The organism is Marinobacterium sp. MBR-111 (assembly GCF_040547585.1).
In the GTDB taxonomy this organism is placed as follows: Bacteria; Pseudomonadota; Gammaproteobacteria; order Pseudomonadales; family Balneatricaceae; genus Marinobacterium; species Marinobacterium iners.
The window spans coordinates 72,019-89,131 of sequence record NZ_JBEPQA010000009.1 but is presented as its reverse complement, the minus strand read 5'-3'; the positions used below and the strand labels follow the sequence as shown (position 1 = coordinate 89,131).

At 58.1% G+C, this 17,113-nt stretch carries 9 protein-coding genes; 5 read left to right on the top strand and 4 right to left on the bottom strand.

Going from position 1 to position 17,113, the window contains the following annotated elements:
- Positions 1-20 precede the first annotated feature (20 nt).
- The 3 genes from nifJ to ABIE61_RS08575 all read left to right on the top strand — a co-directional run bounded on the left by nifJ (position 21) and on the right by ABIE61_RS08575 (position 6,607).
- Positions 21-3,665: a pyruvate:ferredoxin (flavodoxin) oxidoreductase gene (nifJ, locus tag ABIE61_RS08585; RefSeq protein ID WP_354408564.1), complete on the top strand. Its 3,645-nt coding sequence runs from the start codon at positions 21-23 to the stop codon at positions 3,663-3,665.
- The gene (locus tag ABIE61_RS08580) at positions 3,658-4,659 is read left to right on the top strand and encodes a dihydroorotate dehydrogenase-like protein (RefSeq protein ID WP_354408562.1); all 1,002 of its coding nucleotides are present in this window, start codon (positions 3,658-3,660) and stop codon (positions 4,657-4,659) included. The genes nifJ and ABIE61_RS08580 overlap by 8 nt, the downstream gene beginning before the upstream one ends.
- A gap of 166 nt (positions 4,660-4,825) precedes the next feature.
- Positions 4,826-6,607 carry a sensor domain-containing diguanylate cyclase gene (locus ABIE61_RS08575; protein ID WP_206836070.1) on the top strand — a complete coding sequence of 594 codons (1,782 nt, stop codon included), beginning with the start codon at positions 4,826-4,828 and terminating at the stop codon, positions 6,605-6,607.
- Here the strand turns inward: ABIE61_RS08575 and ABIE61_RS08570 are convergent.
- Positions 6,582-7,487, bottom strand: coding sequence for a MurR/RpiR family transcriptional regulator (locus ABIE61_RS08570; RefSeq protein ID WP_354408560.1), 906 nt, complete (start codon positions 7,485-7,487; stop codon positions 6,582-6,584). The genes ABIE61_RS08575 and ABIE61_RS08570 overlap by 26 nt on opposite strands.
- A 192-nt stretch (positions 7,488-7,679) precedes the next feature.
- Between ABIE61_RS08570 and ABIE61_RS08565 the strand changes: the two genes are divergently transcribed.
- Positions 7,680-8,942, top strand: a complete 1,263-nt coding sequence (locus ABIE61_RS08565) for a pyridoxal phosphate-dependent aminotransferase (RefSeq protein ID WP_354408559.1) — start codon at positions 7,680-7,682, stop codon at positions 8,940-8,942.
- Between the two features lie 105 nt (positions 8,943-9,047).
- Positions 9,048-10,679, top strand: coding sequence for a methyl-accepting chemotaxis protein (locus tag ABIE61_RS08560; protein WP_354408557.1), 1,632 nt, complete (start codon positions 9,048-9,050; stop codon positions 10,677-10,679).
- On the opposite strand, the gene acnA is transcribed toward ABIE61_RS08560, so the two are convergent.
- The 3 genes from acnA to ABIE61_RS08545 are packed head-to-tail and all read right to left on the bottom strand — an operon-like array spanning position 10,680 to position 17,110.
- Positions 10,680-13,397, bottom strand: coding sequence for an aconitate hydratase AcnA (gene acnA / locus ABIE61_RS08555; protein WP_354408554.1), 2,718 nt, complete (start codon positions 13,395-13,397; stop codon positions 10,680-10,682).
- A gap of 45 nt (positions 13,398-13,442) precedes the next feature.
- The gene (locus tag ABIE61_RS08550) at positions 13,443-15,836 is read right to left on the bottom strand and encodes a Lon protease family protein (RefSeq protein WP_354408552.1); all 2,394 of its coding nucleotides are present in this window, start codon (positions 15,834-15,836) and stop codon (positions 13,443-13,445) included.
- 23 nt (positions 15,837-15,859) lie between these two features.
- Positions 15,860-17,110, bottom strand: a complete 1,251-nt coding sequence (locus tag ABIE61_RS08545; protein ID WP_354408550.1) for an MgtC/SapB family protein — start codon at positions 17,108-17,110, stop codon at positions 15,860-15,862.
- Positions 17,111-17,113: the final 3 nt, after the last annotated feature.

Here is a 17,113-nt window from a genome sequence, read left to right as displayed (position 1 = left end):
CCGGATAACAGGAGTTGGGCATGGCCAGGTCAGAAACACGGATGATGGATGGCAACGAAGCAGCTGCCACCATCGCCCACCAGCTCAATGATGTCATCGCCATCTATCCGATAACGCCGGCTTCGGTGATGGGTGAGCTGGCTGACAGCTGGAGCAATGCGGGGCGCCCCAATCTCTGGGGCAGTGTGCCGGAAGTGATTGAGCTGCAGAGCGAAGCCGGTGCCGCTGGTGCCGTACACGGTTCACTTCAGGCCGGAGCCAAAACCTGCACCTTCACCGCCTCGCAGGGGCTGCTGCTGAAAATCCCCAACATGTTCAAGATTGCCGGTGAGCTGACGCCGACGGTGTTTCATATTGCGGCGCGCTCGGTGGCAACTCACGCACTGTCAATTTTCTGTGACCACAGCGATGTGATGGCTGCACGCACCACTGGCTTTGCTATCCTGGCTTCAGGCAATGCGCAAGAGGTGATGGATATTGCCACCATTGCCGAGATGGCCACGCTGGAAGGGCGGGTGCCGGTGCTGCACTTCTTCGATGGCTTTCGTACCAGCCACGAAATCAGCAAGGTAGAGCTGGTTACAACGGCCCAGCTGCAGCAGCTGATCGATCCCGGTTTGATCAGGGCCTGCCGTGACCGAGCACTGTCTCCCGAGCACCCCTTTATTCGCGGCACCTCACAAAACCCGGATCTCTTTTTTCAGTCACGCGAAGCGTGTAACCCCTATTACGACGCCTTTCCGGCCATTGTGCAAAACGCAATGGATCGCTTTGCAGCGGTTACGGGCCGCCAATATTCGCTGTATGAGTACAGCGGAGCCAACGATGCCGAACGGGTCGTTGTGGTGATGGGATCAGCCAGCCAGACGGTGGTTGAAACCGTAGAACATCTCAATGCCGAAGGCGAAAAGGTTGGGCTGCTGAACGTACGCCTGTTCCGGCCTTTTGCCTCTGAGCGGCTGCTGCAACAGCTGCCGGACACTGTGCGTGCCATTGCGGTGCTGGATCGCACCAAGGAGCCTGGCTCGGATGGCGAGCCGCTGCTCAAGGATATCACCACAGCTGTTTTCAACGCCTGCAGCGAAGATGCCTGGCGGGGCACTGGACTGCCGCGCATTCTGGGTGGGCGCTTTGGCCTGTCATCAAAGGAGTTTACTCCCGGCATGGTCAAGGCGGTGTTCGACCATCTGGCCCGCCCGGAAGGCAAGCGTGAATTTACCATCGGTATTGACGACGATGTCACGCGCCTGAGCCTGCGTTGGGATGAAAGCTTTCGCAACCGTGCCGCGAGACAGCAGGTGCAGGCCGTTTTTTACGGCCTGGGAGCAGACGGAACGGTATCCGCCAACAAGAACAGCATTCGCATTATCGGAGAAAAGCCAGGTCGGTTTGCGCAGGGGCACTTTGTCTACGATTCGAAGAAATCCGGTGCGGTCACCGTCTCGCATCTGCGTTTTGGTCCTGAGCCAATACGCTCGGCCTACGAGGTTCAAAGCGGTGAGGCTGATTTTGTTGGCTGTCATCAGCCCGTTTTTCTGGATCGCTATCCGATGCTGGAAAAGGCAAAACCGAAAGCCACCGTGCTGATCAATACGCCTCTGACGGGAGAAGTTTTCTGGCAGTCGCTGCCGCAGCCGGTGCAGCGGCAGATGATCGACAGGCAGCTGAAGGTTTGGCTGATCGATGCCTATCAAGTGGCGGCTGATGTCGGGCTTGGCAAACGCATCAATACCATCATGCAGACCTGCTTTTTTGCGCTGACCGATATTCTGCCAAGGGATGAGGCGATTGCGCAGGTAAAAGCCGCTGTTGAGTCCACCTACGGCAAGCGCAGCGCGCGTATTGCACAGATGAATATTGCAGCCATCGACAATGCGCTGGCACATTTGCAGCCCTTTGACGTGCCGGATCAGGCACAGAGCCTGATACCGATGCACCAAGTGAATGCTGCTGACGCGACTGCTTTTGTGCGCGAAGTCACGGCAGAGTTGATTTCTGGGCGCGGCGACCGGATACCGGTCAGCCGGGTGCCCATCGACGGTACCTGGCCCAGTGGCACGGCGGCCTATGAAAAGCGGGATCTGGCACTTGAGTTGCCGCAATGGGAAGAGGAGCTCTGTACCCACTGCGGCAAGTGCGTATTTGTCTGTCCGCACTCGGTGATCCGTTCCAAGGCGTTCCCCGAGACACTGGTGAAAGGAGCGCCCGAGGGCTTCAAGGCAGTGCCGATCAAGGGAGCGAAAGACTTCCCTGAGGGTACCGTGATCAGTTATCAGATCTCGCCGGATGACTGCACTGGCTGTACCCTCTGTGTCGAGATATGCCCAATTCATGACAAATCGAACCAGAGCCGCAAGGCACTGAACATGGTTCCCAAGGACGATATCCTGGTACGTGAACGGGCTAACTGGGAGTTTTTCCGCCAGCTGCCGGAATTTGACCGTACCGGACTCAAGGCCAGCACCATGAAAGGATCCATGCTGATGCAGCCGCTGTTCGAGTTCAGTGGCGCCTGCTCCGGCTGTGGTGAAACGCCTTACATTCGGCTGCTCAGCCAACTGTTCGGTGATCACATGCTGGTTGCCAACGCCACTGGCTGTTCGTCTATTTATGGCGGCAACCTGCCGACTACTCCCTGGACGATGAACGCGGAAGGGCGTGGACCTGCCTGGAACAATTCCCTGTTTGAAGACAACGCCGAATTTGGCCTCGGCATGCGGGCCGCGCTGGACAAGCAAACGGAATACGCTATTGAGTTGCTGCAGGCCTTGAGTGACCGACTGGAAGCGCACCTGGTGGAGGAGTTGCTGCAGGCTGATCAGAACGATGAGGCCGGTATCCGTGCCCAGCGGGAGCGGGTTGCGAGGCTGCGCCAGCGCCTGCAGGGAATGGATGACTTGCGTGCGCATGAGCTCTATCACCTGGCAGACAAACTGTGTCGTCACAGTGTCTGGATTATCGGTGGTGATGGGTGGGCCTACGATATTGGCTACGGTGGGCTTGATCATGTGCTGGCGTCCGGTCGTAACGTCAATATTCTGGTGCTGGATACCGAGGTCTATTCCAATACCGGTGGCCAGACTTCCAAGGCAACGCCGCGCGGTGCCGTCGCCAAGTTTTCCGCCGGCGGCAAGCCGGTGGCGAAGAAGGATCTAGCCCGTATCGCCATGGATTACGAGCACGTCTATGTCGCTCATGTTGCCTATGCCGCCAAGGATATGCAGACATTGCACGCCTTTCAGGAGGCTGAAAGCTGGGACGGTCCTTCACTGATCATCGCTTATTCACCCTGTATTGCGCATGGTTTTAATCTGTCTGGCGACAACCATGAGCATCAGCGCCTGGCGGTGGAATCCGGTCACTGGCCACTCTTCCGCTACGACCCGCGCCGGGCCGAGCAGGGCGAGAATCCGCTCAAACTGGATTCCAAACCGCCTTCCATCCCCTATGCTCAGTTCGCCCGTTCCGAGGCGCGTTTCAGCATGCTTGCACGGGCCAACCCCGAAGCGTCCAAGGTGTTTCTGGAGCAGGCCCAGAGGGAGGTTAACGAACGCTACCACCGCTATGAACAATTGGCCGGACTGAGCTGGTCCGCCGTAGAAAGTGCATCGGCAGAGAGTGCGCCTGCCGGCACAGAGCCGGAAACAGGAGGCCAGAATGAGTAAGCGATTGCATACCCGCTATCTGGGGTTTGAACTGGATAGTCCACTGGTGCCTTCAGCTTCACCGTTGACAGCCACACTGGATGGCGCCTGTCGGCTCGAAGATGCAGGAGCCGCGGCCATTGTCATGCACAGCCTGTTTGAGGAAGAGTGCAGCCGTGACCATGAGCTGCTGCATCATTTCTTGTATGAACAGGAAATAGGGCACTTTGAATCGGATGATTTCCTGCCCGTACCTGATGCCTTCCGTACCGCTGAAGAACACTATCTCGAACGGCTGCAGAGTATGAAGTCGCGCCTGAAAGTACCGGTGATCGCCAGCCTCAACGGGGTCAGCCGAGGCGGCTGGGCAGAGCATGCCGTGCAACTGGCACAGGCCGGCGCCGATGCACTTGAGCTGAACATCTATCATATAGCGGCTTCGGTACGCGAGAGTGGCGCCGAAGTGGAACAGCGTTATCTGGATATCCTCACCTCAGTACGGTCAGCCGTACCGCAGTTGCCGCTGGCGGTGAAGCTGTCGTCCCGCTTTTCCAGCCCGGTGCATATGGTGAACCTGTTGCGTGAAGCGGGTGCTGATGCGGTGGTCCTGTTCAACCGCTTTATTGAGCCAACGCTGGATCTGGATACGCTGAAGATAAAACCCCAATTGCAGCTGTCCAGCCCGGCCGAGTTGAATGAGCGTCTGCGCTGGGCTGCAATCATCCGTGCTCAGGTGGCGCTGGATATGGCGATTACCGGTGGCGTGCATACCGGTGAAGATGTTATTCGCACTCAGCTCGTCGGTGCCGAAGTCGCTCAATTGGCCAGCGTGCTGATGCAGCAGGGAGAGGGTGTGCTGAAGCAGATGCGGGACACGATCCTGAACTGGCTGGATCAACATGAATATGAATCTTTGGATCAGCTGCGCGGCAGTGTCAGTTATGCCCGTGCCGAGGACCCCTCCGGCTGGGAGCGGGCCAACTATCTGGATACACTGGATCAGTGGTGCCCTTGAGGCAATGCGCGAAAGAAATGTCTTATAAAGGGAAAAGATTTTTCATTGAGCGGATTTTTTACTTTTCTCGGTTAACCGATCAGTTATCATCTATAGTCATTCAATACATTCATATGTCACCAAATAGTGACACACCCTCAGGGTCGAGGAAGGGGAGAAGTGCTGGTTGAATCTTAAATCAAGGCTCAGCCTCCTCGCAGTCGTACTGATTCTTGCGTCAGCCGCTGCTGTCTGGATCTCGGTTCAGACCCTGGCAGAACGGATCATTACGGAGTGGGCGCTCAGATACGTTGAAAAGCAGGTTCTTTACGATAAGGAGCGGGTGCTGCAACCGCTGCTGCGTGAGATCGTGCTTGCACGTCAGCTGTCGAGTTCACCGGTGTTGATCGAATGGCTGGAAGACCCGGATAACATCCTCGCCGAGTATCATGGCTTGATGGAGCTGGAGCGTTACCGCGAAAGCTTTACCGACAGCAACTATTTCCTCGGTATATTGCGCAATGGGCACTATTATTACAACAATGCCGAAAACGAGTTTGCCGGCGACCAGATGCGTTACCGGCTCAGTGCCTCTGAGCCGGCAGATCGCTGGTTCTTCGATTTGATCGAGCAGAACCGCGACCTGCATATCAATGTTAACCCTGATGCTCACCTCGGCGTTACCAAGCTATGGGTGGATGTGCTGCTGCGTAATCCCTCGGGTGAGGTTCTGGGAGTTGCCGGTACCGGCCTCAATCTCAGTAGTTTCCTCAATGACATTGTCGACAGCGGTGAAGAGGGCATCACCAGTCTGTTCGTGAATCATCAGGGCGCGATCCAGCTCTATCGCGATCAGTCGATGATCGATTTTGCCAGTCTCACCAAGAATGACAATGAACAGAGCCGTTTGAGCGTGATGATGCCGGGCGAAGACTACACACAGTTGAAGCAGGCCATGGCGCAGGTGAAGGAAGACCCCCAGGAAGTGATCAGTCGGTTTGTCACCCTCGATGGCAAACGCTATCTTGCCGGGGTGGCATATCTGCCTGATATTGATTGGTATGAAGTCACCCTGATGGATCTGCACCGCTTGCTGCCGCTGAGTCGGTTCAACTCCATTCTGATGATATTTGGTATTTCGCTGCTGATTACGGTACTGGTGTTTCACATTGTACTGGGCCGGGTGGTGCTGGAGCCTCTTCAGGCGCTGGACCGGGCCATTCGACGTTTCCGTAAGGGAGAATACACCGGCGAGCCACTGAACGTGCGTGCCAGTGGTGAAGTCGCACGGCTGGTGGAAGAGTTCGAAAAAATGAGTCGTGAGGTATACGAGGCGCGCACTAACCTTGAGCAGAAAGTACAGGAGCGGACCGAAGCGCTGAACCAGCTCAGCCAGACCGACCCATTGACCGGCTTGCTGAACCGACGCGGCATGGATCAGCGTTTGCGGGAAGAGCTCAAGCGCAGTGCCCGCGAAGGTCGTCCACTGGGCATCATCTGGATCGATCTGGACCTGTTTAAGGAGATCAATGATCGCTACGGTCATGCTGTCGGCGATGAAGCCCTGGTGGTGGTGGCGACGGTGTTGCGTTCGGTGTTGCGTGAGTATGACGCGGCCTCACGCTGGGGGGGGGACGAATTCCTGATCATGATCCGTGATGCAGACAGGGGCTTGGTCGAACATATCTGTGAGCGTCTGCTGCGAGTAATCCGCGGTCAGGTAGTCAGAACACCCTGCGGTGCATCCCTGAGCATGACCTTCAGTATTGGTGCCAGTCTGACCCACACCGAAGACCATGAAGAGGTGCTGCGGCAGGCTGATGCCGCGCTCTATGCGGCCAAACAGGATGGGCGTAACGGTTATCGGCTTTACACTGAGGTACTGGAGACTCAGTCCATCCTTGAAGTTGTGGATCAGACGGAAGGTCTGGCTGAAGCCGGTATTAAAATTCGTCATTCAGTCGATTGATTAACTCCTCTCGCAGGCTCAGCCGTTTCACCGCATCTTCACCGAGCAGGCGGGCCGTTTGCAACAACAGGGTTTCACTCAAAAACTGGCTCGCGATCATGCTGTTGGTGTACAGCGGACTGTCGCCAGAGCTGATCAGGGTACAATCGGCCAGCTGTGCCAGGGGGGAGTGATGGCTGTCGGTGAGGGTCAGCAGGGGTAGGCCATATTGATGTGCCACCTGGGCAAGCATCACCGAATCCCGACTGTACGGCTCGGAACCGAACATCACCAGCAGGTCGCGCTTGCCTAGCTCGGCCAGCGCCTGCGCCTGACCTTCTCCGGCCGCGCCGACCACCGCCGTATCATCGCGAATCAGTCCCAGCATGTAACTGAACATTACCGCCAAGCCGAATGACTGGCGCCGCCCCGCCACACGGATACGGCGCGCCTTGACCAGCATCCCGGCAGCCGTCAGCAGCTGCTCTTCATTCAGTTGGCCGGCGCTTTGGGTCAGGTTGTGGATCTGACGCTGCAGATGCTGACCGACCCGGCTGGATATACTTGCATTTTGATCACCGCTCACCAGTGCGCTGGCCTGTGCGCTGTAGTAGCGTCCCGGTTGGCTCAGTGCCTGACGGAACAGGGCTTGAAACTGCACAAAACCGGTAAAGCCCAGCAGCTTGGCCAGCCGGGTCAGGGAGGCGGGGCTGACCCCCGTAGCTTGTGCCAGCTCGGTGATGCTTTGGGTCGCGACCAGGCGAGGATCATCCAGCATCAGACAGAGCGCGTTCAGCAGCCGTTTGCCCATTGGCAGCTGCAACTCGCCGCGCTTGAGCAGGGATGGCAGCTTGCGCAGCTGAGCCAGCGAGCCGGGTGGAAAGGTGAAAGGGGTACTCATCGCATTTTTATTCCTTTTTATCCCGTTTTTGCCTCATATTCATATCTTTATGAAAATAAAAGATAAATAAGGAATTTGGTGGAAAATCCATCTGAAATATGAAAATAATTTTCCATATGATAGTCGATTATTGAAAAGATTTTCAGCTGGTCCATATTACCCCACATATCAATACCCACAGGACCCGCAATCATGTCAGTCGATGCCTATCTTCGCCCCATCAACCACTCTGAAACACTGCTGATCAACGAGCGCTCCGGTGCACTTGAAGCCAGCCGCAAGGTGTTTCGTTTCGGTTTTGGCCAGTCACCCTTTCCGGTGCCGGCGGAGGTGTCGACACGCCTGAGCGAGCACGCCGCAGAAAAATCCTACCTGCCGGTGCAAGGGCTGAAGCCTCTGCGTGAAGCTGTAGCCACATTTCATCGAGAACAGGATGGTGTGGACTGGCAGGCTGAGCGTGTACTGATAGGTCCGGGCAGCAAGCTGCTGATTTATGCAGTGATGGCGGCGTTTACTCGCGCCGAAGTGCTGTTGATTTCTCCCAGCTGGGTCTCCTATGAGCCGCAGGCGCATTTGGCTGGTCATGCGGTACATCGGCTGCAGACCACAGCAGAAAGTCATTGGCGACTGAGCGCCGAGCAGTTGGAGAAGTTCTGTGCCGCGCGTGAGCAGCCTGAACTGCCGCTGATTCTGGTGCTAAACTATCCAGGCAACCCCAGTGGCACCACCTACGGCGAAGCCGAACTGCAGGCGCTGGCCGGTGTGATGCGACGCTACAACATTCTGGTGATCAGTGATGAGATCTACGGCATGCTCAACCATACAGGCCAGCATCGTTCACTGGCGCGCTACTATCCGGAAGGCACACTGGTAACCGGAGGGCTGTCCAAGTGGTGTGGAGCCGGTGGCTGGCGCCTGGGCGTGATGCATGTGCCGGAAGCCTTGGCGGGAAATCTGTTGCCGCGTCTGCTTGGTGTGGCATCCGAGACCTGGTCCTGCGTCAGCTCTCCGGTGCAGTATGCCGCCATCGAGGCCTATACATTTGGGCCGGATGTTCAGGCCTATGTAGCGCGTGAGCGTGAAGTCTTGAGCCTGATCGGCAACGCGGCTGCAGCCCGGTTGAACGAGGCGGGTGTTGCCACTGCTTCACCTGAAGGCGGCTTTTACCTGTTCCCGGACTTTGCCGCCTGGCGTGACCAGCTGGCACGACGTGGAATCCACGGCTCGGATCAGCTCTGCACAGCGCTGCTGGAAGAGGCCGGTGTTGCCCTGCTGCCGGGCACGGCATTCGGCATGCCGGCGCAGGAACTGGTCGCGCGGCTTTCCTATGTGAACTTTGATGGCGACTTGGCGCTGCAGCCGGATGCCGATCTGGAACAGGTTGCACAGCCGGTACTGGAGGGTATTGGTGCCATCAATCACTGGCTGACGCAGCAGGGCCAGGAAGCAGCCTGAGGCTGCAACACAGCGTTGCTGATTTGAGTTGTGCCTTCTGCGACTGAATACGCGAAAATCCTAATCGTTTACAGTCGCATTTAAACAACAGTTTAGAAGGCCCTCATGAAACTCAACCATGTAAAAATTCGTACGGCACTGCTGGTCATTCTGCTGACCTTCAGTGCCGTACTCGTTCTGACCAGTATCAACGCCTGGCTGGCCGCCCGTGATGCCCATCGTGCATTGGCCGAACTGGATCGGATCACGCGTGAACAAACGGTGCCCGTCACCAACACCCTGATCACTGTGCTGCGTGCCCGACTCGCGGTGATAGGTGCCGAAGCCGAATACCAGAATGGTAATCTGGACAATGCCCGCTTCAGTCATGATGCTTCGGTGCGCTTTGCGCGGGAAGCGGCCGAGCTGTTCCAGCCCTTTGTTGTTACGCAAAAGTCTGACCTGATCCGGCCGATCGCGCAGCAGATGGAGCGCCGTTTCACACAGTTCCAACAGGCGATTGAACGTCTGAACAAGGCGCTGGAGGCCCGTAACCGCGACGCATTCCTGGCTGCGAACCTGGAAGCCCGGGACGCCAGTGAGGGTTACTATGCGGCGCTGTTGGAGTTTCAGCAACAGATGCGTATCAACAACGCCAAGCGCATGGAAGCGGCGGAAGGCACCTACCATCTGGCCACGGGAGAAGCGATAGCGGTGACTTTGCTGGCACTCCTGCTGGTGAGTCTGAGCCTGTGGTTTGTGCGGCGTCAGGTGATCGACCCGCTGCTGCTGGCGCAAAGCCATTTTCAGGCGATCGCATCGGGCGACCTGACCCGTGCAATTGATACCGCAAGCCGTAATGAGATCGGTGATCTGTTCCGTTCGTTGCAGGAGATGCAGCAGACCAAGCGCAGCATGATCCGCTCGCTGATGGAGTCATCCAGCCAGCTGGCATCGGCGGCGGAAGAGCTTAATTCGGTGACCGATGAAAGCCAGCGCGGCCTGCAGCAACAGAGTGATCAGTTACAGCAGGCCGCCACGGCCATAACAGAGTTGAGCACGGCGGTGGATGATGTGGCCGTCAACGCGGTGACCACTTCCGAAGCATCGCAGGCATCCAATCAACTGGCGGTGCAGTGCCGTGAAGGGGTGCGTATTACCACTACCGACATCCATGCGGTTGCGGAAGATGTGGCGCATACAGCTAAACAGGTCGGTGAGCTTGCCGAGCACAGTCGCAACATCGGTCAGATTCTGGATGTGATCCACAATGTAGCGGAGCAGACCAACCTGCTGGCGCTGAACGCAGCGATCGAAGCGGCGCGGGCGGGAGAGGCCGGGCGCGGTTTTGCTGTGGTGGCGGATGAGGTGCGCACGCTGGCACAGCGTACACAGTCTTCCACCTCGGAGATTGAGCGCTTGATTCAGGCGATGCGTGAAGGTACCGACAACGTGATGCAGTCGATGCAAACCAGCCGTGAGCGCGCCGAACGCACATTGCAGGGGGCCAATACGGCCTCAACCGCCCTGGAAGAGATTTTCCAGTCAATTGGCCAGATCAATGACCGCAATTTGGTGATCGCCAGTGCCGCCGAAGAGCAGGCACAAGTGGCCCGTGAAGTGGATCAGAATCTGGTCAACATCCGTGATCTGTCCACCCAGACCGCAGCCGGTGCCAACCAGACCAGTGCCGCCAGCCGCGAACTGTCACGGCTGGCGGTCGAAATGCACGATATGGTGGTGCACTTCCGAACCTGATCAGGCAGCGCCGATCATCCGGCGCAGCACATAGTGCAGAATCCCGCCATGGCGGAAGTAGGCCAGCTCGTTGCCGGTATCGATGCGGCAGCGCACGCTGGCCTGAACATCGCGCCCGTCAGGATAACGGATTTTCAAGGTCAACTGCTGCTGTGGTTTGAGCTGATCCAGCCCGGTCAGGCTGATCTCCTCCTCGCCGGTCAGCGCCAGCTGCCTGCGGTCGGTATTGACAAACTCCAGCGGCAATACCCCCATGCCCAGCAGATTGGAGCGGTGTATGCGCTCGAACGATTCGGCGATTACCGCTCGCACGCCGAGCAGGCGCGTACCCTTGGCGGCCCAGTCGCGTGACGAGCCGGTGCCATACTCCTTACCGGCGATTACCACCAGTTCTCGTCCTTCCTGTTGATAGCGCATGGCTGCATCGTAAATCGACAACTGTTCCCCGCTGGGGAAATGGCGGGTTTCACCCCCTTCTACCCCGTCCAGCATCTCGTTACGAATACGTACGTTGGCAAAGGTGCCACGCATCATCACTTCATGGTTGCCACGACGAGAGCCATAGGAATTGAAGTCTTTCTGCGCTACGCCCAGTTGCTGCAGGTAGCGACCGGCAGGGCTGTCTGGTTTGATCGCGCCCGCAGGCGAGATATGGTCGGTGGTGACCGAATCACCCAGCAATGCCAGAACCCGAGCACGGATGATATCCTCGACCGGCTCGGGCTTTCGGCTCATGTCTGTAAAGAAGGGGGGCTGCTGGATATAACTGGAATCGGGCCAGTCATAGGTGTTGCCAGTGGCCACTTCGATCGACTGCCACTGGGCATCACCATCAAAGACCGCAGCGTATTCACGGTGGAACATTTCGGTGTTGACCTGCTCCAGCGCTTCGGCAATTTCGGCCTGGCTGGGCCAGATATCTTTCAGGTAGACCGGTTTGCCATCTCGGTCTGTTCCGAGCGGCTCATCGGCCAGGTTGATATCCACCCGACCGGCCAGCGCAAAGGCAACCACCAGCGGCGGCGAGGCCAGCCAGTTGGTTTTCACGGCCGGGTGTACGCGGCCCTCAAAATTGCGGTTGCCGGACAGTACCGATGCAACGGTGAGATCCTGCTCACGCACGGCGATCTCGATCGGCTCCGGCAGCGGGCCGGAGTTGCCGATACAGGTGGTACAACCGTATCCCACCAGGTTAAAACCGAGTTGATCCAGTGCCCTGTTCAGCCCGGCCGCCTGCAGGTACTCGGTCACAACCTTGGAGCCGGGTGCCAGCGAGCTTTTGACCCAGGGTTTGCGCGTCAGCCCCTTTGCCACCGCCTTCTGTGCCAACAGGCCGGCCGCCAGCATTACGCCGGGGTTGGAAGTATTAGTGCAGGAGGTGATCGCCGCAATCACGACTGCGCCGTGCCGAAGCTTGAATCGCTCATCGGCGTATTCCACGTCCACTTCACCGGACGCACCGGGGGCGGGTTGTCCACCCTCGTCTTCCAGATCGCTCACTGCATCGGCTGGAGGGGCACTGAGGTTCAGCGCCATCAGTTCGTCAAAACGGGATTTCAGCTGGCTCAGCGAGACTCGATCCTGAGGCCGCTTCGGGCCTGCCAACGACGCTTCTACGGTATCCAGGTCCAACTCCAGTGTTGAGGTAAAAATCGGCTCATCGCCTGCGTTGCGCCACAGGCCCTGTTCTTTGCAGTAGGCCTCGACCAGTGTGACCTGTTCTTCGCTGCGGCCTGACAGGCGCAGGTAGCGCAGGGTTTCCTCGTCTACCGGGAAGAAACCGCAGGTAGCACCATATTCGGGCGCCATATTGGCCAGAGTGGCACGGTCGGCCAGTGGCAACTGCGCCAGACCGTCGCCGTAGAACTCGACGAACTTGCCCACCACCCCATGTTTGCGCAGCATGTCGGTCACGGTCAGGACCAAGTCGGTGGCGGTGATCCCTTCGCGCAGTGCGCCGGTGAGCTTGAAGCCTACAACCTCGGGAATCAGCATGGAGATCGGCTGTCCCAGCATCGCGGCCTCGGCCTCAATGCCGCCCACGCCCCACCCCAGAATGCCAAGGCCGTTGATCATAGTGGTGTGGGAATCGGTCCCCACCAGTGTGTCCGGGTAAACCCAGGTTGTGCCGTCGCGTTCCTCACGCCAAACCGTCTGACCCAAATACTCTAGATTGACCTGATGGCAGATACCGGTGCCCGGTGGTACAACGCGGAAGTTGTCAAACGCGGTCTGACCCCAGCGCAGGAATGCATAACGCTCGTGGTTGCGCTCCATTTCGAGTTTGACGTTGTCATGAAAGGCATCGGCGCTGGCAAAATGGTCTACCATCACCGAATGGTCGATCACCAGATCCACCGGCGACAGCGGATTGACCTGTTGTGGGTCGGCCCCGAGCGCTGCAACGGCATCACGCATGGCGGCCAGGTCAGCCACACCGGGAACGCCGGTAAAGTCCTGCATCAATACACGAGCCGGGCGGTAGGCGATCTCACGCTCGGAGTGGCCACCTTGATGCTGCCAGTCCACCAGTGCCTGCAGATCTTCAAGCTGTACCGCATCGGTATCGATATGGCGCAGCAGATTTTCCAGCAGTACCTTGAGTGAACAGGGCAGTCGGCTGATATCACCCAATGAGTCGGCAGCCTGTTTCAGACTGCTGTAAGTATATTGTTTCGACCCCAGTGTAAGGGTTTGTGTCACCTCATCTGCGTTCATCGTTTGAATCCTCCTGCCTGTGGCGTGAGTGAAAGGTTTACAAGACTAGTCATCTCCCTTGGCGGCGAGCTTGCGCGCCTGTTCTGCCCAGTCCGACAGTTGCAGCTGTACCATGCCGTTTACCGTAGAGGGTGGGTAACGCCCTTCACGGTCGGCAGCCCCGGCTTCTCGTCCGAACAGCAGTTCAATCAGCTGATCCAACTGGCTGACAGCGTGAATGGAAAACTGCCCTTCGCGACAGGCATCCACCACTTCTTCACTCAGGATCAGGTGTGGCTCGTTACTGGCCGGAATGATGACGCCATGACTGCCATCCAGCCCACGGGAGCAACACAGCTCAAAGAAGCCTTCGATTTTTTCGTTGACGCCGCCAATTGCCTGAATTTCACCATGCTGGTTGATCGAGCCGGTAACGGCAAAACTCTGTTTCAGCGGTAAACCGGTGATGGCGGACAACAGCACGCAAAGCTCGATGGCTGAAGCACTGTCGCCATCCACCGGGCCATAGGACTGTTCGAACACCAGACTGGCGTTGAGTGAAAGCGGCTGGTTACGGGCATAACGGGCACCGATGCAAGCCCCGAGGATCATCACCCCCTTGGAGTGTAGCGGCCCCCCCAGTTTGATTTCACGCTCGATGTCCAGCATGCGCCCCGTACCCATTCTGGCGGTGGCCGATATTCGACTGGGTTTGCCGAAGCGTTGATCGCCCAGCTGGAATACCGACAAACCGTTTGCTTGCCCAACGGCGCTGCCGCTGGTGTTGACGATCAGGGTGCCGCGTTCGATCTGCTGTTGCAGCAGTTCGGAATACTGGCTGCTGCGGTAGCGCTGCTGCTCAATCGCTTTCTGCACATGGCTGCGACCGGTCTGTGATGCGCCCTGGCGCAAGGCCCAGAAACTGGACTCGCGCAGCAGGTCGATCAGTTGCCCGCGGTTAAGCGACAGCTTTTCGCTGTCGTCCATCTGGCGCGAGCTGTGTTCGATCACCGCTTCCAGCGCACTGCGGTCAAAATGCGTCAGACCCTCTTCACGTACCAGCATGGCGATCAGGCCGATATAGCCCTGCAGGTTCTCGCGGTCACGATCAAAGCCTTCGGCGAAGTCGGCATAGACCTTGAACAGGGTGGTGAACTCCGGATCGTAATGCTTGAGCAGATAGTAGAGGCGCCGGTCTCCGATCAGCACCACGCGCACATTGAGCGGAACCGGCTCCGGCTCCAGCGAGCGGGTGCCACTGATGCCGTACATCTTTTCCAGCGGGTCGATGCGAATCTCACGGTTGCGCAGGGCACGTTTCAAGCCCTCCCAGGCAAAAGGGAAGGAGAGCAGTTTCTGGGCATCCACCACCAGGTAGCCGCCGTTGGCGCGGTGAAGAGCACCGGGCTGGATCAGACTGAAATCGGTGCTCAAAGTGCCGAAGTGAGCTTCGTACTCAATTCGACCGATCAGATTCTGGTAGCTGGGAATGTCCTCGTAGACAACGGGCGCACCGCCGTTTTTCTCATGCCCCACCAGCACATTGATTTGATAACGGCGGAACTTACCGGAGCGGGCACGTTTGTGCAGCGGGGCACGCTCCTCTTCTTCCGAGGGGAAAAAGTCGTCCACATTCTCGATCATGTCCTGATGGATGGTATCGAGGAAGTCGAGCACTTCGGTATGGCTGCCGTACTTCTGGCGCAGGTTGTTCAGTGCCGGATCGATAACGCCCTGGGTGGTTTCCTGCTCCAGCTCACGAATGCGTGCCTGATGCTCCTGGTGCATTTTGGGGACTTCATGTACCAGCTCTGTCAGCTCCTCGTTCAGCTCGTCCACCGCCGCCTTGATTTTGGCGCGTTCCTCCTCCGGCAGTTGGTTGAACTGATCCGGCGTCATCAGCTTGCCGTCACGTACCGGTCCCAGCGTATAGCCCCCGGGGGTACGCATCAGGGTGATACCGGACTCGCGCGCCTTCTGCCCCAGTGCCTTGAAGTTTTGCTCCTCTCGCGCCTGAAACTCGTCGTTCAGTTGCTGCAGCTGGTTACGATATTCATCACTTTTAAACTGCGCCGGAACACGCAGCAGCAGGACTTCAATCAGCTTGCGAAGATCTTCATGCAGGTTTTGCCCCATGCCTCGGGGCATGATCAGTTTGAACGGCTGGTTGGGGCGGTCGAAATTGTGGATGTAGCAACAATCACTCGGTTCTTCACCGCTGGCGGCCTCGGCGCTGACGATGCGGGATACCAGCTCCCGTTTGCCGACGCCGGTAGAGCCGCTGACAAAAATGTTGTAGCCGGGATGATCCATGCCGATGGCAAACTGAATCGCATCCAGCGCCCGTGATTGCCCCAGAACCGAGTAGTCTGGCGTGATATCGGTGGTTGAGGTGATGCCCAGCGCTTCAAGGTCACAGCGATGGCGCAACTGTTCGGGTTTCAGCAAGGTCTCGTGCATGTCAGCATCCATTGATTGCGGATTCAGAGTATCCATAAGGTTAGCAGTGCCAGGGCAACTGCGAACAGCAAGCCGGGCCAGAGCGGGCGACACAGTGAAGCATGGCCGGCAAACAGTGCCAGACCACCCTTGACCAATGTGTTGGTGATCGCGGCCAGGGTAATTCCGGTGACGGCCGTTTCGCTGCCGATGCTGTCCTGTGCCATGCGAGCCAGCGTCAGCGTGATGGCATCAACATCGGTCAGGCCGGCGACAATGGACACCAGCCACAGCCCCTGCTCGCCCATATGCTCTCGAATGCCGTGAGCGATCAGCAGGATGGCCGCCAATAAAAGGCCGAACTGAAGGGCCGGGATCAGTTGGAAGGGCTGTGTCGAGAGCTTGCTGGTATCCACTTCTGCATAGGGTTCTCGTTTGATCCAGAGCCACACTGCGCTGATTACGCAGGCCAGCATCATGGCCAGCATCGGAGGCAGGAGCGGCGGCAGTAACTCGGGGTTGATCACAGCCACTTCGAGCAGAATGCGTGGATACATGATGGCCGAGGCCAGCAGAATGCCACAGGCCAGCAGCCGAGGCATGGGCACGCGGGCATTCATGCGTGCCAGACTCAGGGTCAGTGCGGTACTGGATGCCAGCCCTCCCAGAATGCTGGTAATCATCACCCCCTTGTCGGGCCCGGTCAGGCGCATGGCAAAGTAGGCTGCCAGACTGATACCGGCGATCAGCACTACCATCAGCCAGATTTCGTAGGGGTTAAGTGCATCCCAAGGGCCGTAGCTCTGGTTGGGCAGTACCGGCAGCAGTACAGCCGAGATCAGAGCCAGCTGCAGGATACCGCGCATCTCGCTGTCGCTCAGGTGCTCCAGCGCCTGATGCAGTGTCTGCTTGAAGTGCAGCACGATGGTGGTGATGACCGCCACGGCAACGGCCAGGCTCAGGTCGCCCAGTACGGTGAGCAGGCCGGTCAGGTAGGTGACGATCCCGGCCACAACGGTGGTCATGCCGTAGTCGTGGTCATCATTCGAATCGAGCCAGTGCGCCAGCCCCAGCAGCAGCGTCACTGCCAGCCCCATGGCGATGGCGATGCCGGGTCCCAGTGGCGTTGTCAGCAATCCGGCCAGTGCGCCGCTGAGGGCCAGCAGACCGAAGGTGCGGATTCCGGCAATACGACCGCCGGCGGGTGTATTGCGCTCGTGCCAGCCGCGCTGCAGCCCGATCAACATGCCCAGCGCCAGCGCCACCAGTAACAGCAAGAGTTGAGAGTTGTCCATGTA

What these genes read in the sequence shown, in the direction of transcription:
- acnA (WP_354408554.1), bottom strand. Translation starts at nt 13,397, where the DNA reads ATGAACGCAGATGAGGTGACACAAACCCTTACACTGGGGTCGAAACAA.
- nifJ (WP_354408564.1), top strand. Translation starts at nt 21, where the DNA reads ATGGCCAGGTCAGAAACACGGATGATGGATGGCAACGAAGCAGCTGCC.
- ABIE61_RS08545 (WP_354408550.1), bottom strand. Translation starts at nt 17,110, where the DNA reads ATGGACAACTCTCAACTCTTGCTGTTACTGGTGGCGCTGGCGCTGGGC.
- ABIE61_RS08565 (WP_354408559.1), top strand. Translation starts at nt 7,680, where the DNA reads ATGTCAGTCGATGCCTATCTTCGCCCCATCAACCACTCTGAAACACTG.
- ABIE61_RS08560 (WP_354408557.1), top strand. Translation starts at nt 9,048, where the DNA reads ATGAAACTCAACCATGTAAAAATTCGTACGGCACTGCTGGTCATTCTG.
- ABIE61_RS08550 (WP_354408552.1), bottom strand. Translation starts at nt 15,836, where the DNA reads ATGCACGAGACCTTGCTGAAACCCGAACAGTTGCGCCATCGCTGTGAC.
- ABIE61_RS08580 (WP_354408562.1), top strand. Translation starts at nt 3,658, where the DNA reads ATGAGTAAGCGATTGCATACCCGCTATCTGGGGTTTGAACTGGATAGT.
- ABIE61_RS08570 (WP_354408560.1), bottom strand. Translation starts at nt 7,487, where the DNA reads ATGAGTACCCCTTTCACCTTTCCACCCGGCTCGCTGGCTCAGCTGCGC.